14 protein-coding genes, 1 pseudogene and 1 riboswitch are annotated in these 21188 nt (G+C 50.5%); of the genes and pseudogenes, 9 read left to right on the forward strand and 6 right to left on the reverse strand.

The features are described from left to right. Nucleotides 1-471: 471 nt before the first annotated feature. The 4 genes from cra to leuO all read right to left on the reverse strand — a co-directional run bounded on the left by cra (nucleotide 472) and on the right by leuO (nucleotide 5395). On the reverse strand, nucleotides 472-1476 hold the full coding sequence (gene cra / locus AB3G37_RS21175; RefSeq protein WP_009634703.1) for a catabolite repressor/activator: 1005 nt from the start codon (nucleotides 1474-1476) through the stop codon (nucleotides 472-474). 198 nt (nucleotides 1477-1674) lie between these two features. Further along, a complete protein-coding gene (gene ilvN, locus AB3G37_RS21180; RefSeq protein WP_009634704.1) occupies nucleotides 1675-2166 on the reverse strand; it encodes an acetolactate synthase small subunit in 492 nt (163 codons plus the stop codon). 2 nt (nucleotides 2167-2168) lie between these two features. After that, nucleotides 2169-3887: an acetolactate synthase 3 large subunit gene (gene ilvI / locus AB3G37_RS21185; protein WP_369789004.1), complete on the reverse strand. Its 1719-nt coding sequence runs from the start codon at nucleotides 3885-3887 to the stop codon at nucleotides 2169-2171. Between the two features lie 533 nt (nucleotides 3888-4420). Continuing rightward, on the reverse strand, nucleotides 4421-5395 hold the full coding sequence (gene leuO, locus AB3G37_RS21190) for a transcriptional regulator LeuO (protein ID WP_369789005.1): 975 nt from the start codon (nucleotides 5393-5395) through the stop codon (nucleotides 4421-4423). Nucleotides 5396-5976: 581 nt separating this feature from the next. Here leuO and leuA point away from each other — a divergent pair. The 4 genes from leuA to leuD are packed head-to-tail and all read left to right on the forward strand — an operon-like array spanning nucleotide 5977 to nucleotide 10697. Beyond that, nucleotides 5977-7590 (forward strand): 2-isopropylmalate synthase, encoded by a 1614-nt coding sequence (gene leuA, locus AB3G37_RS21195; protein WP_369789006.1) that lies wholly within the window; start codon nucleotides 5977-5979, stop codon nucleotides 7588-7590. A 2-nt stretch (nucleotides 7591-7592) separates the two neighbouring features. Continuing rightward, on the forward strand, nucleotides 7593-8684 hold the full coding sequence (gene leuB / locus AB3G37_RS21200; protein WP_369789007.1) for a 3-isopropylmalate dehydrogenase: 1092 nt from the start codon (nucleotides 7593-7595) through the stop codon (nucleotides 8682-8684). Beyond that, nucleotides 8684-10084 carry a 3-isopropylmalate dehydratase large subunit gene (gene leuC, locus AB3G37_RS21205; RefSeq protein ID WP_009634709.1) on the forward strand — a complete coding sequence of 467 codons (1401 nt, stop codon included), beginning with the start codon at nucleotides 8684-8686 and terminating at the stop codon, nucleotides 10082-10084. Before leuB ends, leuC begins: the two co-directional genes overlap by 1 nt. A 10-nt stretch (nucleotides 10085-10094) precedes the next feature. Further along, the gene (gene leuD, locus AB3G37_RS21210; RefSeq protein ID WP_009634710.1) at nucleotides 10095-10697 is read left to right on the forward strand and encodes a 3-isopropylmalate dehydratase small subunit; all 603 of its coding nucleotides are present in this window, start codon (nucleotides 10095-10097) and stop codon (nucleotides 10695-10697) included. Nucleotides 10698-10735: 38 nt separating this feature from the next. Here the strand turns inward: leuD and AB3G37_RS21215 are convergent, their stop codons facing one another. After that, the gene (locus tag AB3G37_RS21215; RefSeq protein ID WP_369789008.1) at nucleotides 10736-11899 is read right to left on the reverse strand and encodes an MFS transporter; all 1164 of its coding nucleotides are present in this window, start codon (nucleotides 11897-11899) and stop codon (nucleotides 10736-10738) included. Nucleotides 11900-12145: 246 nt separating this feature from the next. On the opposite strand from AB3G37_RS21215, the pseudogene sgrR reads away from it, so the two are divergent. The 4 genes and pseudogenes from sgrR to thiQ all read left to right on the forward strand — a co-directional run bounded on the left by sgrR (nucleotide 12146) and on the right by thiQ (nucleotide 17290). Further along, nucleotides 12146-13807 (forward strand): annotated as a pseudogene (gene sgrR, locus AB3G37_RS21220) (HTH-type transcriptional regulator SgrR). Nucleotides 13808-13846: 39 nt separating this feature from the next. Beyond that, nucleotides 13847-13968: riboswitch (TPP riboswitch) on the forward strand. A gap of 58 nt (nucleotides 13969-14026) precedes the next feature. Next, nucleotides 14027-15013: a thiamine ABC transporter substrate binding subunit gene (gene thiB / locus AB3G37_RS21225; protein ID WP_369789009.1), complete on the forward strand. Its 987-nt coding sequence runs from the start codon at nucleotides 14027-14029 to the stop codon at nucleotides 15011-15013. Continuing rightward, complete coding sequence (thiP, locus tag AB3G37_RS21230; RefSeq protein ID WP_369789010.1) at nucleotides 14989-16599, forward strand: thiamine/thiamine pyrophosphate ABC transporter permease ThiP; 1611 nt, start codon at nucleotides 14989-14991, stop codon at nucleotides 16597-16599. The genes thiB and thiP overlap by 25 nt, the downstream gene beginning before the upstream one ends. Then, a complete protein-coding gene (gene thiQ, locus AB3G37_RS21235; protein ID WP_369789011.1) occupies nucleotides 16583-17290 on the forward strand; it encodes a thiamine ABC transporter ATP-binding protein ThiQ in 708 nt (235 codons plus the stop codon). The genes thiP and thiQ overlap by 17 nt, the downstream gene beginning before the upstream one ends. Nucleotides 17291-17404: 114 nt before the next feature. Here the strand turns inward: thiQ and AB3G37_RS21240 are convergent, their stop codons facing one another. After that, nucleotides 17405-18172: a DedA family protein gene (locus tag AB3G37_RS21240; protein WP_009634716.1), complete on the reverse strand. Its 768-nt coding sequence runs from the start codon at nucleotides 18170-18172 to the stop codon at nucleotides 17405-17407. A 460-nt stretch (nucleotides 18173-18632) separates the two neighbouring features. Here AB3G37_RS21240 and AB3G37_RS21245 point away from each other — a divergent pair, with 460 nt between their 5' ends. After that, nucleotides 18633-21002: a DNA polymerase II gene (locus AB3G37_RS21245; protein WP_369789012.1), complete on the forward strand. Its 2370-nt coding sequence runs from the start codon at nucleotides 18633-18635 to the stop codon at nucleotides 21000-21002. Nucleotides 21003-21188: the final 186 nt, after the last annotated feature.

Genomic DNA, 21188 nt, shown 5'->3' on the forward strand with positions numbered 1-21188 from the left:
AAAACAATTTGGACATTATTTATCTATTTATATTCTTCTGCTATCGATCTCTCATTTCTTAAAACCACGGACTTTGCATATTGCTTAATAGTCCCCGACACTTGTCGTGCCGTTAAAAATGCTTCATACCGCGTGACAGCCCTTCCTGCCGCAGCTTTCAGCGCCTGAAAAGACATGACTAAAATTGCCGGGCCAAATTAAGCCGGGAATTCTACAGCAGAATAGCTCACAGTATTAACGTATTTTTGAAATTGATTATTCTCTTTTTATGAGGGAAAACATTTTCAAATAATAATTTGTGTGAGATTGCTCTTAATCTTAATCGACGGTGGCTTTTTAAGAATTGTCGAAATCTTTTCGCCGCAATTTCAGCCATTCAAAAGTATTGTTTTGTAAAGTTTAGGGTTAATGCAGAAAAAGCCGGAAGGGGCGAGTTCAGAAATGCAGATACTCATTATCTGAACCCGGAAACTATTTACGGCTGAGACTGCCGCGACGGAATAAGTTACGACGAATACGGGTCAGGCCGGCTTTTGGCTTTCTAGGTTCATCGAGGCAGGCAAGCACCAGTTCGAGCACGCGCTCTGCCACATCGCGATGTCTCTGCGCCACGGCCAGCACCGGACACTCGAGGAAATCCAACAGTTCGTTGTCGCCAAAGGTAGCAATAGCAAGATCCGCGGGTAACCTGCCCTGCTGTTTTAGCGTGACATCCATAACGCCCTGCAATAGTTGGAACGACGTGGTGTACAACGCTTTCGGCATCTCGTGTGTTTTGAGCCACTCGGCAAAAACTTGAGCAGCTGAATCGCGATCGTAGGCATTGGCGTACAGATAATCTGGCTTACGCGAGTCGCCTTCCCATGCCTGACGGAAACCTGATTCACGCAGGAAGCTAACAGAAAGCTCAGGCAGTGCGCCAAGATACAGCACGCTTTCGGCAGGGAATTTACGCAACTCATCGGCCAGCATAAACGCATCTTCCTGATCGGCGCCGACGACACTGATAAAGTTCTCGGGATCCAGAGCGCGATCGAGGGCGATGATCGGGAAATCATCTTTTGCCCAGCGCTGATAGAAAGGATGTTCCGGCGGAAGTGAAGTAGAAATAATAATTGCGTCAACCTGACGCTGCAGCAGGTGCTCGATACAGCGCATTTCATTATCTGGCTGATCTTCCGAGCAGGCGATCAGCAGTTGATAGCCACGCTGGCGCGCCTGACGTTCCAGAAAATTAGCAATTTTTGTGTAGCTGGTATTTTCCAAATCGGGAATGACCAGCCCAATCGAACGGGTTCTGCCTGCGCGCAGTCCTGCCGCAACGGCATTTGGGTGGTAGTTATGTTCCTTCACGACAGCCATGACTTTCTCGACTGTCTTATCGCTGACACGATACTGCTTCGCCTTGCCGTTAATAACATAACTGGCAGTCGTACGCGAAACACCCGCTAACCTCGCGATTTCATCCAGTTTCACCAAGAACCCCTTAATAAAAGTAAATACCCTGAATATCTAACCCAATAAGACCCTACTCGGCAAGGTGTTTTACCATAACCCCTTAGCCCGATAGTGAAAAGTCAGGGAATGCGCACGGAATAATAAAAAATAAAAAAGCCCAACCGGAGTTGAGCTTTTTAGCGATGAAGGGGGTTTTAATCATCCCGAATGGCAATATTAGCGCATCACCTTATCACCGCGTGACACACCGACCACGCCCGAGCGAGCAACCTCAACAATCTCGGCAACGTCACGTACCGTGTTGAGGAAGGCATCGAGCTTGTCGCTGGTGCCAGCAAGCTGAACCGTGTAAAGCGTAGCAGTCACATCAACAATCTGCCCACGGAAAATCTCGGTAGAGCGTTTAATCTCTTCGCGGCCATAGCCTGAAGCCTGCAGTTTAACCAGCATGATCTCACGCTCGACGTGAGCTCCCTGCACCAGTTCGTTTACACGCAACACGTCCACCAGCTTGTGCAGCTGCTTCTCGATTTGTTCCAGCACCTTGGCATCACCCACAGTCTGAATAGTCATACGCGACAGAGTAGGATCGTCGGTCGGGGCCACGGTCAGGCTTTCGATGTTATAACCGCGCTGGGAGAACAGCCCGACAACGCGAGACAGTGCGCCTGATTCATTCTCTAACAGTACTGATAAAATCCGGCGCATGATTATGTCCTCTCCGTTTTGCTTAACCACATTTCGTCCATTCCACCGCCACGGATCAACATTGGGTAAACGTGTTCGGTTTCATCCACGCTGATATCGACAAATACCAGACGATTTTTTAACGCCAGCGCTTCGGCCAGTTTGCTTTCGAGCTCGTCAGGATGGCGAATGGCGATCCCGACGTGACCGTACGCCTCAGCAAGTTTGACGAAATCAGGCAGCGATTGCATGTAAGACTGAGAGTGGCGACCCGAGTAAATCATGTCCTGCCACTGCTTCACCATGCCAAGATAGCCGTTGTTAAGGTTAACGATTACCACCGGCAAATCGTATTGCAGCGCGGTTGAAAGCTCCTGGATATTCATTTGGATACTGCCGTCGCCGGTAACACAGACTACCGTTTCATCCGGCAGACCAAGTTTGACACCCAGCGCGGCGGGCAAACCAAAGCCCATGGTGCCGAGGCCACCGGAGTTTATCCAGCGGCGCGGTTTATCAAACTGATAATAAAGGGCCGCAAACATCTGATGCTGGCCGACGTCGGAAGTAACGTAAGCTTCGCCCTTGGTTAGACGATGCAATGTCTCAATCACTGCCTGTGGTTTGATGGTACCCGTGTTTTTATCGTAACCGAGGCAATTCTTGGCCCGCCATTGCTCAATGCTTTGCCACCAGTCACGCAGCGAATCGAATTCTTGCTTCTCTTCGGCGGTTTCCAGCAACTCAAGCATTTGCACCAGCGTTTGTTTGGCATCACCAACGATTGGGATGTCAGCATTGACTGTTTTCGAGATCGAAGTAGGGTCAATATCGATGTGCATGATGGTCGCGTTAGGGCAGTATTTTTCGAGATTGTTGGTGGTACGGTCGTCAAAACGCACGCCCACGCCGAAGATCAAATCGGCATTGTGCATGGTCATATTGGCTTCGTAAGTACCGTGCATACCCAGCATGCCCACGCTTTGGCGGTGAGTGCCGGGGAAAGCGCCCAGGCCCATGAGCGTTGAGGTTACCGGCAGGTTCAATTTTTCCGCCAGCGTCAGCAATTCGGCGCTGCACTCGGAATTCACTGCGCCACCGCCGACGTAAAGCACCGGCTTTTTCGCTGCCATTAAAGTCTGCAAAGCACGTTTGATTTGCCCACGATGGCCTTGCACCGTTGGGTTGTAAGAGCGCAGCGAAACCTGCTCTGGATAGGCATAAGGCAGCTTAATCTGCGGGTTCACCACGTCTTTCGGCAGGTCAATAACCACCGGCCCAGGTCGGCCGGTAGATGCCAGATAAAACGCTTTTTTCAGAACGGTTGGAATATCTTCCGCACGCTTGACCAGGAAGCTGTGTTTCACAATAGGACGAGAAATCCCGACCATGTCACATTCCTGGAAGGCATCGTAGCCAATCAGCGAGCTATGAACCTGACCGGAAAGCACGACCATGGGGATGGAATCCATATAAGCAGTGGCAATACCGGTAATGGCATTGGTTGCGCCAGGTCCTGAAGTGACCAGAACTACGCCGACTTCTCCCGTCGCACGCGCATAGCCATCGGCCATGTGCACTGCGCCCTGCTCATGTCTCACCAGCACATGATCAATCCCGCCAACCGTGTGCAGGGCATCATAGATATCCAACACCGCTCCGCCGGGATAACCGAATACATGTTTTACGCCCTGATCGATTAACGACCGGACGACCATCTCGGCTCCTGACAACATCTCCATGGGTTTGCCTCCAGGCTTGTCTTCTTATTTGTGACGACTCGTTTCTAATGGATGTCGGAAATCGTTCCCTAATCCCGGATATGAGGGCTTGGCACCCTTCTGTACTGTTTTAATGTTCTGAATATAACTGATTACCTTAACGTCAGAATTTAGGTCAGGCAAACGACAAAAAACCATAGAAACTACAAGGCTATTTTGAGCCGCTGCATTTATCATAGTTATTGGAATAATAAACCATACAAGCGGCGCTGCTAGTGGGGGATATAACGCTGAAGGAGTTAATTACAGAATTAAATTATGCCCCATTAGGGCATATTTTTTATATAACAAAAAGTGATCTTCATCACGCTATGAGGTTAAGAATCCAAGTCTTTTCTTGATTTTCAAATAAACACCTGAAGCAGACGCCATAATAACCGGGCTCGCGTGGCTGGTTTTTAAAAGAAAATAAAAGTAGGTTAAGCTGCCGCAAGCCGTTTGGTAAAAAAAATCACAACGCAACTTTGCCAGTATAAAAAACTACAAAAAAGCCCTTATGGCAGGCTTATATTCTGCATCAACAACTCCTTCATCCACAGATGTCCTTTGTCTTTACTCGCGGATTCATGCCACGATAAATAACTGGTTATTTTATTATTAATCCATGGCAAGCGGTCAATTTTCAAATTTAATCTTTCTGCACTCTGCTGCGATAGCCACTTAGGCACGACTGCTATCATTTCAGTTTGCGAAACAATTTCCATTACGCTGAACAGGCTCGCCCCCTGATAACAAACTCTCTTATGGGTTTCGGGCTTATTATAATAAGGGAAACTAAATGATGACGGCCCATTAAGTCTGACAACCGCATGTTTCTCTTTAAAATAATAGGACTGGCTAGCCTGCTGCTGAATTCGCGGATGATTATTAGAGGAAATCAACACAAGCTCATCTTCGAAAAGCTTTTGATTATAATAGTCGGCACGGTCAATGCTGCGGTAATCAATAACAAACTCAAGCTCCTGATAGCGGAGTTGATTTTCGATATTATCGCTAATCAGTGATCCAATATTCAAGGTCACGCTGCGCGAATGCTGCTTGAGCACGCCAAGAATCTTGGGGGCCAGCAGCAGGTCAAGCGGGCTGCTGATAGTGATGGCAAACTGTCTGCGACTGGTTTGAGGATCGAAGCACAGGCCGGGTAACTCATTAGTGACCAGTTGCAAAGCCTGACGAATCGGTCCGTAAAGTTGATGAGCACGTGCAGTAGGTTCTATACCGCGACCTGAGCGAACAAATAGCTCATCGCTGAACATATTTTTTAATCGGGAAACGGCATTACTGACTGCCGGTTGCGACATTCCCAGCATCCGTGCAGCACGTGTTATATTTTGCAATTGCATCACCGCGTCAAATACGGTTAATAAATTTAAATCTGCACGGCGTAGATGGTTATCCTCATGGCTGACTTGTACTTTATTGTCAGGAATTCTTTTACTCTGCGTTTTATCTAAAATAATGTCAGTCATGACGCCTCCCACATTAAAAGTTAAGTCCATTTGAAGCAACACCTAAACCAACGCGATTAGCTCGCTATTTATCAGCTGTAACCCTGTGATTATTTATCCACGATGTAATAAACTACCGCAAAAGGTTAAATTTCTATCTGAGTAATTCGTGATAATCCTTATCAGAGACCTTTTATTTATGAGAAAAACCTGATTATTTGGCTCTGTTTAGCGATAAAAATGCTCGGGTAACTTGATTCACTGTTGAAGCAGGTATTTTCAGAGTTTTATTCCGGATTAAAACCTTACCCTTTATATTACCTTTTCGCCTGTGAATGCACACAAGAGTTGACATCAACTCCGCATTCAAGTATCAATTTAAAGCACTGGCACAACGCCACTCAATTACAGAGAAGCTGAAATCGAAATGTTAAAATTCACCCGTCTACTTGGCCTACTACTCAACGCAGAATCATTGCGCGGTATGCCAGTGGGTGAAAGCAAGAACTGATTTCAGCCTCCACAAATAGCAAACCCGCGCAAATGCGCGGGTTTTTTTTTATCCGCAAAGCGCGAAAATAACCTCGACAAGGAACATAGACATGAGTGAACAAGTCATTATTTTCGATACTACGCTGCGTGATGGTGAACAGGCACTGCAGGCTAGCCTTAGTGTTAAAGACAAGCTGCAAATCGCCATTGCTCTGGAAAGAATGGGGGTAGACGTGATGGAAGTTGGCTTCCCTGTTTCTTCTCCCGGTGATTTTGAATCGGTACAGACCATCGCCCGCCAGATCAAAAACAGCCGAGTTTGTGCTCTGGCACGCTGTGTTGATCAAGACATTGATGTCGCCGCCGAGGCTCTGCGAGTGGCGGAAGCTTTCCGTATCCACGTATTTTTGGCAACCTCTACCCTGCATATCGAATCGAAGCTGAAACGCTCATTTGATCAGGTATTGGAGATGGCCGTGCACTCAGTCAAGCGCGCCCGTAACTACACCAATGATGTTGAATTCTCTTGTGAAGATGCGGGACGCACGCCGTTGGATAATTTGTGCTGCGTGGTCGAAGCCGCCATTAAAGCCGGAGCTACCACTATCAATATTCCTGATACTGTAGGCTATACCACGCCTCACCAGTTCAGCGGAATCATTACTAATTTGTATGAGCGTGTGCCAAACATCGATAAAGCAGTGATTTCCGTCCACTGTCACGACGATTTGGGCATGGCGGTCGGCAACTCTATTGCAGCGATTCAAGCTGGTGCTCGTCAGGTTGAAGGCACGCTTAACGGTATCGGCGAGCGCGCTGGTAACACCGCGTTGGAAGAAGTGATCATGGCGATTAAAACCCGCTCCGATTACATGCAGGTGCATACCAATATCAATCATAAAGAAATCTACCGCACCAGCCAGATAGTCAGCCAGATAACTAACATGCCAATCCCAGGTAACAAGGCGATTGTCGGCTCCAATGCCTTCGCTCACTCATCGGGAATTCATCAGGACGGCGTTCTGAAAAATCGTGAAAACTATGAGATTATGACCCCGGAATCGATTGGCCTGAATCAGGTACAATTGAACCTGACTTCCCGCTCGGGTCGCGCCGCAGTGAAGCATCGCATGCAGGAAATGGGTTATAAAGAGTCAGACTATAATATGGATCACCTGTATAGCGCGTTTCTGAAACTGGCCGACAAGAAAGGTCAGGTTTTCGATTATGATTTGGAAGCGCTGGTGTTTATTAATAAACAGCAGGAAGAGCCTGAATTCTATCGTCTGGACAATTTCAGCGTGCAGTCTGGTTCTAGCATCAATGCGACTGCCTCGGTGAATCTGGCCTGCGGTGAAGAAATTCAGACCGAAGCTGCTATTGGCAACGGTCCGGTCGATGCAGTTTATGAAGCCATCAACCGCATCACCGGTTATGACATTGAGTTAATTAAATATCAGCTGACGGCGAAAGGTCATGGGCGTGATGCGCTGGGTCAGGTTGATATTGTTGTGTCCTACCAAGGGCGTCGTTTTCATGGAGTTGGATTGGCAACAGATATTGTTGAATCCTCTGCGAAAGCGATGGTGCATGTGCTGAACAGTATCTGGCGCAGCAAGCAGGTAGAAAAAGAGAAACAACGCCTGCAAAACGATCGTAACTCATTGAATGATAATCAGAACGACAAACTGAATAGCAAACAAAATAATCAGGAAACGGTGTGAACATGAGTAAGACCCATCATATTGCTGTATTGCCCGGCGACGGAATTGGCCCAGAAGTTATGGCTCAGGCTTATAAGGTGCTTGAAGCTGTTCGCCAGCGTTTTGGTTTAAACATCACCACCAGTGAATACGACGTCGGCGGCGCGGCTATCGACAAACACAACACGCCGCTGCCTGCGACCACCGTTGCTGGCTGTGAACAGGCCGATGCGATTTTATTCGGCTCAGTGGGTGGCCCGAAGTGGGAACATCTGCCCGCCGACTCTCAGCCAGAGCGCGGGGCATTACTGCCTTTGCGCAAGCACTTCAAGCTGTTCAGCAATTTGCGCCCTGCCAGTCTTTATAAGGGTCTGGAAGAGTTTTGCCCGCTGCGCAGCGATATTGCCGCACGCGGTTTCGACATTCTGTGCGTACGCGAACTGACCGGCGGCATCTATTTCGGTCAGCCAAAAGGGCGTGAAGGTCAGGGTCAGCACGAGAAAGCCTTTGATACAGAAGTTTATCACCGTTACGAGATTGAGCGTATTGCTCGCATTGCGTTTGAATCTGCACGTAAACGCCGTAATAAAGTGACATCAATCGACAAAGCCAACGTCTTGCAATCTTCAATTTTGTGGCGTGAAGTGGTCGGCGAAGTGGCAAAAGATTACCCGGACGTGACTCTGACGCACATGTATATCGATAACGCGACCATGCAGTTAATCAAGGATCCGTCACAGTTCGACGTCATGCTTTGTTCCAACCTGTTCGGCGATATTCTGTCTGACGAATGCGCGATCATTACCGGCTCTATGGGCATGTTACCTTCTGCCAGCATGAATGAGCAGGCGTTTGGCCTGTTTGAACCTGCTGGTGGTTCTGCACCAGACATCGCGGGTAAAGATATCGCCAACCCAATTGCGCAAATCCTGTCACTGGCATTGCTGTTACGTTACAGCCTGGGCGCTGAAGAAGCGGCAAGCTCGATTGAACAAGCGGTTAACCAGGTATTGGAACAGGGTCATCGTACCGGCGATTTGGCAAATGGTGGCCACGCCGTAGGGACCAACGAAATGGGCGACATCATCGCGAGTGCTGTTGCCGAGGGGGCGTAATGTCCAAAACGTTATATCAAAAATTATTCGATGCGCACGTGGTTTACGAAGCTAAAAACGAAACTCCGTTGCTCTATATCGACCGTCATCTGATTCATGAAGTTACCACCCCGCAGGCCTTTGACGGCCTGCGAGCGATGAATCGTGGCGTGCGCCAGCCGGGTAAAACCTTTGGCACCATGGATCATAACGTTTCAACGCAGACTAAAGATATCAATGCCAGCGGTGAAATGGCGCGCATTCAGATGCAGGAACTTATCAAGAATTGCGCCGAGTTTGGCATTGAATTATACGACCTGAAGCATCCATTCCAGGGCATTGTCCACGTGATGGGTCCTGAACAGGGGCTGACTTTGCCGGGCATGACGCTGGTTTGCGGTGATTCACATACTTCGACTCACGGAGCTTTTGGCACACTGGCCTTTGGTATCGGCACCTCGGAGGTCGAACACGTACTGGCGACGCAAACCTTGAAACAGGGGCGCGCCAAAACCATGAAGATTGAAATTGTCGGCGACGCGCCGGTCGGCATCACGGCCAAAGACATTATTTTGGCCGTGATTGGCAAAACTGGCACCGCCGGTGGTACTGGTCACGTAGTGGAATACTGCGGACCGGCAGTTGAAGCATTGAGCATGGAAGGTCGTATGACCCTGTGCAATATGTCGATCGAGCTGGGTGCCAAAGCTGGTCTGGTTGCTCCTGATGCAACGACCTACGCCTATTTGAAAGGCCGCAAGTTTGCGCCGAAGGGCCAGGATTGGGACGACGCCGTGGCCTATTGGGAAACCATTAAATCCGACGCTGACGCAGTGTTTGATCAGGTGGTAACGTTGGACGTAGCGGATATTGCGCCACAGGTGACATGGGGAACTAACCCGGGGCAGGTGATGGGCGTTAACCAAACGATACCTTATCCGGCCTCTTTCAGTGACCCGGTAGAAAGGGCATCGGCTGAGAAAGCCTTAGCTTATATGAACTTGCAACCGGGCATTAAACTGACCGACGTGGCTATCGATAAAGTCTTTATCGGCTCATGTACCAACTCGCGCATAGAAGATCTGCGCGCGGCGGCGGCGGTTGCCAAAGGGCGCAAGGTGGCGGCAGGCGTACAGGCGATTGTGGTACCAGGTTCCGGCCCGGTCAAGGCACAGGCTGAAGAGGAAGGTCTGGACAAGATCTTTATCGATGCCGGTTTTGAGTGGCGTTTACCGGGTTGCTCGATGTGCCTCGCCATGAACAACGATCGTCTGAATCCAGGAGAGCGCTGTGCCTCTACCAGCAACCGTAATTTCGAAGGCCGTCAAGGTCGCGGAGGCCGGACTCATCTGGTCAGCCCCGCTATGGCAGCAGCCGCAGCGGTTGCCGGTCACTTTGCCGATATCCGCGAACTGAATTAAGGAGACGCTCATGGCAAAATTCATTACCCATAGCGGTCTGGTCATTCCATTGGATATCGCTAACGTCGATACCGACGCCATTGTGCCGAAGCAGTTCCTGCAAATGGTGACCCGCGTAGGTTTTGGCCAGTTTTTGTTCTATGACTGGCGCTATCTGGAAGGTCAGGGCTATACGCCTAACCCTGATTTTATTCTGAATAAACCTGAATATCAGGGTGCCAGCATATTGTTGGCACGAGAAAATTTTGGCAGTGGCTCATCTCGTGAACATGCGCCATGGGCATTGACCGATTACGGCTTCCACGCCGTAATCGCGCCAAGCTTTGCTGATATTTTTTACAACAACTCCTTTAATAACCAGCTATTGCCGGTGACGCTGAGTGAAGAGCAAATTGACGAGCTGTTTACATTGGCGAAGGAAAACGTTGGGATTCATTTCGACGTCGATCTCGAAAATCAAGTTGTGCGCGCTGGCGACAAAAGCTATCCGTTTGAGATAGACAGTTTCCGCCGCCACTGCATGATGAACGGGCTGGATAGCATCGGTCTGACGCTGCAACATGAAGACAGTATCTCGGCCTACGAGAAGACTCAGCCTGCCTTTATGCGTTAATTCGTTAGCTCAGTACTCCTGACCCGTCTCTCGGCGGGTCAGACATTTTTAACCCGGGTCATCAGGATTAGCGCGATAGCTGAAAGCCCTAACGCCGCCCAATACACCTGATAATGCCCAAAATTTTCTACAATCGTGCCCTGCAATACGCCAGCCAAAATAGCGCCGGTGGAGATACTGTTGGTGAACAAAGTCGTCGCTGAACCTGCCCTGCCCGGCATTAAATCCTGAAAATACAGCATGCCAATACCCGCGATAATGCCGATAAAAATCGCGTTAAACAGCTGCAGGATCATTAACGCTGCTTTGAACTGGAACAAGATAATCCCCAAATAAAACAATACGCCAAACAAAGTCGCACAAAGCATCAGACGTTTTTTACCGGTGCGCTTTACCAGTGTTCCAGCAATCAGCATCACCGGAATTTCCAGCCCGGCAGCAGCGCCCATCAATAGTCCGGCCAATCCTTCCGGCAAGTGCATGTCCGCAGTGATATATAGGGGCATATCAATGATGTACATAATGTTGCAGGTCCACATCAGCAGCGAGGCAATAAACAGGAGCCTCACGTCACGATTTTTCCATGCACTAACGGGAACGGCCACTTCATCGACCGGTTGCTCGATCCTTTCGACCGAGGGCAGAAAAAACCACACCATCAACGCGCCAAAGGCGAATACCGCCGCAGCACAGAGATACATCAGGGTAAAGCCGTAATTAAGCGCCAGCATAAAGGAGATGGGGGGTCCCAGCACCCAGGCCAGCGACAGCGTTGCCCGCATCATCGAGCTGAACATCACCACTTCGCGGGCGGAACGGTCGGCGTATTCACGTGCCAGAGCAAACAACTGTGGCATTGAGGCGTTGCCGATCGCGGCCAGCAATACCCCAACGCTTATCAGCACCAGATAATCTCGGCTAAAAGCAAAAACCAGACTATTGCCAATCGCCAAAAGAGTGCAGTAAAACAATAACCTGCGACGATCACCCTTTTTATCGGAATAGTTGGCCAGCAGGAAACTGATCACAATCCCGGCCAGCGCATTGACGGTATAGAACAGCCCGACCCACAGTGGCCTGACCTTGACTTCATTGGTGAGAAACAGACTGAGAGTCGGCGCCTGTAGCGCCCCGGCTATTCCACTCAGAAAAGACACTAGCAGGAAAGTTGCAAATATAAGTGATAAACGGCGAGAAGACATAAACCATCCCTGATAACAGTCGAACTGTATGGCGTGTAGGCACATTCAACTCTAAGCGTAAGAGAGTAAACACAAAAAAACCAGTGAGTGACCTCACTGGCTGGCGACATTTCACCATTACTCAGAAAACGGCTGGCAGCAGTGAAGCAGCAAGCATCACGCTACAGGACTCTTTGTTGCCAGAGATTATGGTCGTAATATAGGGAAAGATAAATTGATGGGTTTGCTTACAGGAGTTCCTCTTTTATGTCATCGCCACGTTTGCAGCAGCAGTTCCTTCGCCTATGGCAGTTTTGCCATGGAGAACCCGTAGAAACTACGTTACAGGCGCTGTCCGAAGCCCTTAGCTGTTCGCGCCGACATATGCGATCGCTGCTGGGCAACATGCAAAATGAGGGCTGGCTCCATTGGGAGGCGGAAGCTGGCAGAGGTAAAAAGTCGCGGCTAACGTTTCTGTTTACTGGTCTGGCATTGCAGCAGATGCGGGCCGAGGAACTGCTGGAGCAGGACCGCGTTGATCAGTTAGTACAGCTGGTGGGAGACAAAACGGTAGTTCGCCAAATGCTGCTTTCACAGCTCGGGCGTCGTTTTCGCCAGGGGAAACATATACTTCGCGTCCTTTACTACCGCTCTCTTCCCAGCCTGCTTCCCGGCAGCATGCTACGTCGTTCCGAGACCCATTTGGCGAAGCAGATCTTTAGCGGGCTGATTGGTATAAATGAGGAAAATGGGGAACTGCGCGGCGATATCGCACATCACTGGCAGGAAGTGACTCCATTGCACTGGCGTTTTTATCTGCGCCCGGCGATTCATTTTCACCACGGCCGCGAGCTGGAAATGGCTGATATAATCACGACTTTCGCGCGGCTCGATTCTCACCCACTGTTTAGTCATTTTTCACGCGTCGAATCGCCCACCCCTAACGTGATAGATATTTTTCTCCATACGCCAGACCGCTGGTTACCCTGGCTGCTTGGCAGCGTGCATGCGCTTATCCTGCCTCAAGAATGGCAAACGCTGAAGGATTTTGCCCGTCATCCAATGGGTACCGGACCTTATGCAGTGGTTCATAACCAGCCAACACAGCTCAAGATACGCGCCTTCGATGACTATTTCGGTTATCGTGCATTGCTTGATGAGGTGAATATTTGGGTACTGCCGGAACTGACCGAGGAACTGGTACATTCTGGCGTTCAGCTACAGGCTGATGACACCGCCAACGATCAGTTGGAAAGTCGGCTCGAAGAAGGCTGTTATTTTGTGCTTTTCGACCAGCGATCTACCGTGGGAAGGAACCCGGCACTGCGTGAATGGCTTTGCGAGGTGCTTAATCCGATTGCCCTGCTCAATGCTTCTGCCCCTGCTTATCAGCGCTATTGGTCGCCGGCTTACGGCCTGTTACCCCGCTGGCACCATCGACGCCCGCAGATTCAGCAGCCAAAACCCTATAATATTCAATAGCTAACCATCACCTTTTATAGCGATCATTCTGAGTATCGGGACATTTGCCAGGCTCTGACTCCTCTGCTGGCCAAACATGATGTTAAACTTAATATTCAGGTGGTGGATTACGCCAAGTGGCAAAATGGAGAAGCCGCAAGTGATATCTGGCTCGGCAGCGCAAACTTCACCTTGCCGATTGAGTTTTCGCTGTTTGCTACCCTGTTTGAACTGCCGCTGATGCAGCACTGCCTCGATGACAGGCTGCAAATTGCCGCCAATCAATGGCGCTCCGGTGAGTTTCCGCTGGCGGAATGGTCACAGAAATTAGTCAACGACAACCATGTACACCCGCTATTTCACCACTGGTTATTGCTACAAGGACAACGCAGCATGCGCGGGGTCAGGATGAATACTCTGGGCTGGTTTGACTTTAAATCTGCCTGGTTTGCGCCCCCCGACGCATAAACCTGCTTTCAACGCTGTCACATAATCTCTACAATAGCGCCGTTCTCAACGGGGTGCTGATCCACTGATTTTGCGCAGGCAAGTTCGGTCTGAGGCTGAGAAAAAACCCGTCGAACCTGATCCGGTTAATACCGGCGAAGGGATTTGAGAGTGCATTTTGCTGACTCAAAGTCCTTTGCCACGCCTATTTTTCTCTCAAGGTAAAAGTTGGAGTGCAAAGTGTTTAAAAAATTACTGCCCTGCCTGATGCTGGTCGCTGCACCGGCATTCGCTGCCAAGCCTGTTCTCACTGTATACACCTACGACTCCTTCTCCGCCGATTGGGGCCCTGGCCCGGCGATAAAGAAAGCTTTCGAAGCCGACTGCGGCTGCGAGCTGAAATATGTTCCTTTAGAAGATGGCGTTTCACTGCTGAACCGCCTGCGGATGGAGGGGAAAAACAGCCCAGCCGACGTGGTTGTAGGCCTTGATAACAACCTGTTGCAGGCAGCCGAGCAAACTGGCCTGTTTGCCAAACCTGCCGTCGACCAAACTCAGCTCGATATTCCGGGCGGCTGGCACGACAGCACTTTCGTTCCTTACGACTATGGTTACTTCGCTTTCGTCTATAACAAAGACAAACTAAAAAACCCGCCGAAGAGTCTGAAGGAATTGGTCGACAGCCCGCAGCCCTGGAAAATCATCTATGAAGATCCACGCACCAGCACGCCTGGCTTGGGCCTGCTGCTATGGATGCAAAAAGTTTACGGTGACAAAGCGCCAGAGGCCTGGCAGAAGCTGGCGAAGAAGACTGTAACGGTCACTAAAGGTTGGAGTGAAGCCTATGGCCTGTTCCTGAAAGGGGAAAGCGATCTGGTGCTGAGCTACACCACTTCTCCGGCATACCATATTATTGAAGAGAAAAAAGACAACTACGCGGCGGCCAATTTCAGCGAAGGTCACTATCTGCAAGTTGAAGTTGCCGGCCAGCTTGCGGCCAGCAAGCATCCGGAGTTGGCGGCCAAATTTATGAAATTTGTCACCAGCCCGGGTTTCCAGAACGCTATTCCTACCGGCAACTGGATGTATCCGGTGGTGAAATTGCCGCTGCCAGCAGGATATGATGCCCTGACCGTACCGAGCATTTCGCTTCAATACAGCGCCAAAACCGTCGCTGAGAACCGCAGTAAATGGATCCAGGCATGGCAGAACGCCGTCAGCCATTAATCCCCAACTGGCTATGGCCCGGTGCCATAGCCGCATTGGTTATCCTGCTGGTGGCCTTTTTGGCACTCGGCTCACTGCTGCGCCATGCCCCGGCACTCCAGCTAAAAGCCGTCTGGCAGGATAGCTATTTGTGGCACGTCATCCGTTTCACCTTTTGGCAGGCACTGCTGTCGGCGCTATGTTCCGTGTTACCGGCCATCTTACTTGCCCGCAGCCTTTATCGGCGGCGTTTTCCCGGCAGACAATGGCTGCTGAGACTTTGCGCCATGACACTGGTGCTGCCAGTGCTGGTCGCGGTGTTTGGTATCCTTAGCGTTTATGGCCGCGAAGGCTGGCTCGCCCAACTGTTCGCAGCGTTAGGGCTTCAATACCGTTTCTCGCCTTATGGGCTGCAAGGCATTCTGCTGGCTCATGTGTTCTTTAATTTGCCGCTGGTAACGCGCCTGCTGCTGCAATCCCTTGAAAACATTGCCATCGAGCAGCGCCAGCTTGCCGCTCAGCTTGGCATGAACGGCTGGCAACAGTTTAAATTCGTGGAATGGCCAGCATTAAGACGACAAATTCTCCCCGCCGCCGCGCTGATTTTCATGCTCTGTTTTGCCAGTTTTGCCACTGTGCTATCGCTGGGTGGCGGTCCGAAAGCCACTACCATCGAGCTGGCTATCTATCAGGCTCTGAGTTATGACTACGATTTAGGCCGCGCCGCGCTATTGGCATTGATTCAGCTATTCTGCTGTCTTGGATTGGTGCTGCTGAGCCAGAAGCTCAGTCAGGCGCTGCCGGTTGGGCATACGCACGCCCAGCGCTGGCGCGATCCGGCCGATTCACTGTTTCGCCGATTCAGCGATGGCTTACTTATTCTGCTTGCCCTACTGCTTATCTTGCCGCCGCTGGTGGCCGTCATCCTCAGCGGCTTGAATCATTCCCTGCTCGCCGTGCTACATCAGGAAGCGCTATGGCAATCGCTGTGGATGTCAGTCCGACTGGCCATTGGCAGCGGCCTGCTGTGCCTGCTGCTGGCAATGATGTTGTTATGGAGCAGCCGCGAACTTCGCCTGCGTCAGCGTAATAACTGGGGGCAAAGTCTGGAACTTTCAGGAATGCTGATTTTGGCGATGCCCGGCATCGTACTGGCCACCGGCTTCTTTTTGCTGCTCAGCGACACCAGCGGACTGCCACAGTCACCGTGGATGCTGGTAATTCTCACTAATGCGCTGATGGCTATCCCTTACGCACTGAAAGTTCTCGAAAATCCGATGCGTGACGTGGCCGAGCGCTATTCATTGCTGTGCTTGTCGCTGGATATGAAGGGCTGGAACAGGCTGCGCTGGATTGAATTGAGCGCCCTTAAACGGCCGATGACGCAGGCGCTGGCGTTTGCCTGTGTGCTTTCGTTAGGTGACTTTGGAGTAATCGCGCTATTTGGTAATGAAAATTTCCGTACACTGCCTTTCTATCTCTATCAGCAGATGGGCTCGTACCGCAACCAGCAAGGCGCAGTGACGGCGATGCTGTTACTGATATTATGTTTCCTGCTGTTTACCCTTATCGAAAGATTACCGGGCCGCCATGCTGAATCTAAATAAAGTCACTTATTTGTATGAACATTTACCGATGCGCTTTGACCTGCATATCGCTGCCGGCGAACGCGTGGCGATCCTTGGACCCAGCGGCGCAGGAAAAAGCACCCTGCTGAGCCTGATTGCCGGTTTTTTGTCGCCGGGATTAGGCACCATCGAGCTGAATCAGCAGGATCATACTCATTCGCCACCGGCAAAACGTCCGGTTTCGATGCTGTTTCAGGAAAACAATCTGTTTTCGCATCTTTCGGTTCGCCAGAATATGGGGCTGGGGCTGCATCCTGGCCTGAAGCTTGATGCCGACCAGAAACAGAAGTTAACTGAGCTGGCTCAACAGGTTGGGCTAAAAGAGTGTCTGGATCGCCTGCCTTCACAGCTTTCCGGTGGGCAGAGACAACGTGTGGCACTGGCCCGCTGCCTGCTGCGCAGCCAGCCTATTTTACTGCTGGACGAGCCCTTCTCCGCCTTGGATCCGGCCCTGCGAAGTGAAATGCTCGCCCTGCTCGACAGTGTGTGTCAGCAGCAGCAACTTACACTGCTGATGGTGTCGCACAACCTTGACGATGCGGCGCGCATTGCTGAAAGAACGTTACTGGTGGTTGATGGCCGCGTGTTTTATGACGGGCCGACTCAGGCACTGACCGACGGCAGCGCCCCAGAAGCAGCAATATTGGGAATGAGTAAAATTATTGGCTAAAGGATTTTGACACCATGGCAAGGCGCAAGTTTGTGAGTCCCAATGAGCATATAAATTAAGTTATCGGGATACACATTTGCGGCCAACGCTGCCATGGCACTAAGGGATAGGCTGTTACCGAGTGATTACCTTGTAGAGCAAATGAGCGTAAATCGGCATTAGCGGCTGCTTACTTAGCATATAGATGCTAATCACTGTCGCCGCGAGGCTCAGTAAACTCACCCAACGCAGGCGTGGCAAAGGCAACCATCGAGTAACCGCATCCGATTTTGTTTTATCAGAACGCAGCCAGCGCCAAAGCAACCAGGCACTGAGCCAAATCAGCACCACGGTAATAAACAACGCCCATTTGAACACCGAGCTTTCATGGCTGTGCGGAATATCAATTGCCACCCCGGCCAGAATACCCGGCAAGAAATAAACAGGTGGCCAGGTGATACAGCCGACAATGTTTGGCGGGGCGAATTTATAAGGCGGCAGGTTGAGCATGCCCGCAAGCAGCGGTACCAAAGGTCGGGTCGGTCCGATAAAGCGTCCAAGGATCACAGTCGCAAAGCTGTGCTGCTCAAGGGCATTGCCAGTTTTGTCGACTATTGACTGATAACGTTTTAAAAAAGACCAATTGTGTAGCGGCTCCTTAAAGGCGCGTCCGATAAAGTAAGACGCCCAATCGCCAAAGAAACAGCCTAGTCCTGCAGCTAACCATGCTTCGTAAAGACCTACCTGACCACTACCGATCAGCGTACCTAGTGTCGCCATCATGACGGTGCCGGGCAACAGCAGTCCCACTAACGCCATCGACTCGAAAAATGCCACGACAGAAACAATGATAAGTGCGAAACCCACTGACTGAGCGACCAAATGTTGTAGATAGGCTTCCATATAATTCCAGAGTTAAGGTACGCATCACGCGCACGGTACGGCAAACCTTTATTTCTTATAAGGTTGAAAACTGTCAACGCACAACAGACGATTTACGCTCTGAGTGACCAGCAAGAAGTTTAGCCCTTGAAATCGAGACCTCAAGGTTTTGCACTTTAGTGTAGCCATCACAGCTTAAGCGAAAATGAAAGAGGCTGAATTGTCGGTAAATGGTAAAGGCGAGTCAACCCAGTAATTGTATGCGCATTTAATCCTTCTCTTTTGTCACTGGTTGCTCAACTGGCTGCTTTAACCACAGGAACTGTATAAATAACCATGCTATATTTAGTGTGTCACTTCCCTTTAACAGCAGCATTTTCCGAAGCCTTTGCGCTAAAAAATTCGTTTACCAGCCGCTATCAATAAGCACTTATCTATAGAAATCGAGGTCGTTATCAACCACGTTACTGCGCAACCCAACTTGCAGACTCAGCCACGCCAAGGCTTCGTGCTGACCCGGCATTGGCGCGATACACCGCAGGGAACGGAAGTCGACTTCTGGCTGGCAACCGACGAAGGTCCACAAAAAATTCGACTGCCCGCACAGGAATCAGTGGCCTTTCTGCCTGTTGAACAGCAGGAGAGAACGGAACAACTGTTGCTCGGCGAAAAGGGCTATATCCTGCGTCCGCTGCCGTTAAAAGATTTCCGCCTGCGCCCGGTAGTTGGACTTTATTGCAACGGCCATCGCCAACTGATGCGCATTGAAAAAATGCTAAAAGATGGAGGTCTTACTCTTTATGAGGCCGATATCCGCCCGCCGGAACGATTCCTGATGGAGCGTTACATCACCGCACCGGTGTGGTTCACCGGCACGCCAGGCAGTGATGGTATCCTGCTGAATACCAAGATGAAGCCCGCAGAAACTTACCGCCCTACGCTTAAATTATGTTCGCTGGATATTGAAACCAGCGGCAATGGCGAGCTTTATTGCATCGGCCTCGAAGGCTGCGGCCAGCGCGATGTCTACATGCTCGGTCCAGCCAACGGAACTCCCGGCAGTCACGGTGATTTCAACCTCGAGTACGTGGACAGCCGCCCACAGCTGCTACACAAACTCAATGATTGGCTGCAGCGCAATGACCCGGACGCGATCATCGGCTGGAGCGTTGTGCAGTTTGACCTGCGAGTTCTGCAGAAACACGCCGATCGTTACAAGATCCCGCTGCGTTTTGGCCGCGACGGCAGCGCGCTTGAATGGCGTGAGCACGGTTTTAAACAAGGGCACTTTTTTGCACAGGCCGCTGGCCGGTTGATTGTTGACGGCATTGAAGCACTAAAATCAGCGACCTGGAACTTTCCGAGCTTTAGTCTGGAATACGTCTCGCAAACTTTACTCGGCGAAGGCAAAGCGATTGACAACCCCTATCAGCGTCTGGCAGAAATTGAGCAACGCTTCCGCCAAGATAAACCCGCTCTGGCCCGCTATAACCTCAAAGACTGCGAACTGGTCACTCGCATTTTTGCCAAAACCGAGCTGCTGTCGTTTCTGCTGGAACGCGCGTCGGTAACGGGATTAGCAGCCGATCGCAGCGGCGGATCAGTGGCGGCATTTACCCATCTTTATCTGCCGCGCATGCATCGTATCGGTTTTGTGGCACCCAATATGGGAGAGCGGCCCGACGAAAACAGTCCCGGCGGGTTTGTGATGGACTCTCGCCCCGGCTTGTATGATTCGGTGCTGGTGCTCGATTATAAAAGCCTGTATCCGTCGATCATCCGCACCTTTCTCATCGACCCGGTGGGCTTGATTACCGGACTGGATCAACCGGATGATGCCCATTCGGTTCCCGGCTTTCGAGAGGCATATTTTTCACGCACTCAGCACTGCCTTCCTGAAATAGTCCGTCAGATTTGGCAAGGGCGTGAGGCGGCGAAAAAACTGAACAATCAGCCACTTTCACAGGCGCTGAAGATTATTATGAACGCGCTCTATGGCGTATTGGGAACCAGCAGCTGCCGCTTTTTCGATTCTCGACTGGCTTCATCGATTACCCTGCGCGGCCACGAGATCATGCAGCAAACCCGTAAACTTATAGAAGAAGAAGGCTATCAGGTAATTTATGGTGATACGGATTCAACCTTCGTTTGGCTAAACAGCGCACATAGCAACGAAGATGCCAATGAGATTGGCCAACGGCTGGTGGTGAAAGTCAATCAATGGTGGAAGACGCATCTTAACCAGGAGCTGGGTCTTGAAAGTGCGTTGGAGCTGGAGTTTGAAACGCATTATCAACGTTTCCTGATGCCCACTATTCGTGGCTCCGAATTAGGCAGTAAAAAACGTTACGCCGGCCTTGTAAAAGACGCAGACGGGGAGCATATGGTTTACAAGGGGCTGGAAACTGTTCGTACCGACTGGACCAAACTGGCGCAGACTTTTCAACAGGCGCTGTATGAGCGGATTTTCCACGAGCAGCCTTACCAGGACTATATTCGCGATTATGTTGCGAGCACTCTGAACGGGGAATTTGACGACCAGCTTGTCTACCGTAAACGTCTACGTCGCAAGCTGACTGAGTATGAGCGCAACGTTCCGCCCCACGTTCGCGCGGCACGTCTGGCCGATGAATATAATTTGGCCAACGGTCGACCCATGCAGTATCAGAACGGCGGCTGGATAAGCTATGTTATGACGACTTCAGGACCGGAGCCGCTGGAGAACCGTCAATCGCCTATCGACTATGATCATTACATCGAGAAACAACTCGAACCGGTCGCAGACGGCATTCTTCCGTTCCTGCATGACGATTTTGCTACACTGATAACAGGTCAAATGGGATTGTTTTAACCATATGGCGCAATGACAGGTGACGAACGGCCTACCTTCAATTAACATAGCGCCCTTTCCCATTTCTTATCTAACCTCAAAAAATTAATAACTCCACGCCTTAATGGGCGGGGAAAGAAAAGCTATTACATAAAGTTTGATAATTATCAGTTAAAGGGCACTACAGCCCAACAGACAGACACAAAG

Origin of the sequence: Rouxiella sp. WC2420 (assembly GCF_041200025.1) — a bacterium.
Classification (GTDB): Bacteria; Pseudomonadota; Gammaproteobacteria; order Enterobacterales; family Enterobacteriaceae; genus Rouxiella.

Coding starts and splice junctions, on each gene's coding strand:
- ilvN (WP_009634704.1), bottom strand. CDS start 2,166: ATGCGCCGGATTTTATCAGTACTGTTAGAGAATGAATCAGGCGCACTG.
- ilvI (WP_369789004.1), bottom strand. CDS start 3,887: ATGGAGATGTTGTCAGGAGCCGAGATGGTCGTCCGGTCGTTAATCGAT.
- leuO (WP_369789005.1), bottom strand. CDS start 5,395: ATGACTGACATTATTTTAGATAAAACGCAGAGTAAAAGAATTCCTGAC.
- leuA (WP_369789006.1), top strand. CDS start 5,977: ATGAGTGAACAAGTCATTATTTTCGATACTACGCTGCGTGATGGTGAA.
- leuB (WP_369789007.1), top strand. CDS start 7,593: ATGAGTAAGACCCATCATATTGCTGTATTGCCCGGCGACGGAATTGGC.
- leuC (WP_009634709.1), top strand. CDS start 8,684: ATGTCCAAAACGTTATATCAAAAATTATTCGATGCGCACGTGGTTTAC.
- leuD (WP_009634710.1), top strand. CDS start 10,095: ATGGCAAAATTCATTACCCATAGCGGTCTGGTCATTCCATTGGATATC.
- AB3G37_RS21215 (WP_369789008.1), bottom strand. CDS start 11,899: ATGTCTTCTCGCCGTTTATCACTTATATTTGCAACTTTCCTGCTAGTG.
- thiP (WP_369789010.1), top strand. CDS start 14,989: ATGGCAGAACGCCGTCAGCCATTAATCCCCAACTGGCTATGGCCCGGT.
- thiQ (WP_369789011.1), top strand. CDS start 16,583: ATGCTGAATCTAAATAAAGTCACTTATTTGTATGAACATTTACCGATG.
- AB3G37_RS21240 (WP_009634716.1), bottom strand. CDS start 18,172: ATGGAAGCCTATCTACAACATTTGGTCGCTCAGTCAGTGGGTTTCGCA.